The organism is Bacillus sp. SIMBA_005 (assembly GCF_046535585.1).
Taxonomy (GTDB): Bacteria; Bacillota; Bacilli; order Bacillales; family Bacillaceae; genus Bacillus; species Bacillus pumilus.
Genome location: NZ_JAWRWI010001163.1, coordinates 1 through 236 on the forward strand (window position 1 = coordinate 1; position 236 = coordinate 236).

Consider the following 236-nt stretch of genomic DNA (forward strand, 5'->3'; position numbering starts at 1 on the left):
GTGACGACCGCCGGCGGACGCACGGCCGAGATCGGATCGAGCCCCTGGCTGATCCACCCGACGACCGCCGTCGATGCGCGGGTGACGACGTACGAGCTGCCGAAGGTGACCGTGTTCCTCACGTCCGACCGCAACGGCGACGCCGCCGTCGACTGGCAGGACGCCGGCATCCGCTATCGCGAGGTCGACACCGTGCGCCTCGGCGCCGACCGGGTCGCGGAGCGCGTGGTCAGTCG

Annotated in this window: 1 protein-coding gene; it reads left to right on the plus strand. The window is 72.5% G+C overall.

Annotation, left to right across the window (positions count from 1 at the left end):
- The coding region (locus SB660_RS23755; protein WP_410585060.1) for a hypothetical protein at positions 1-236 on the plus strand (236 nt) is incomplete at both ends.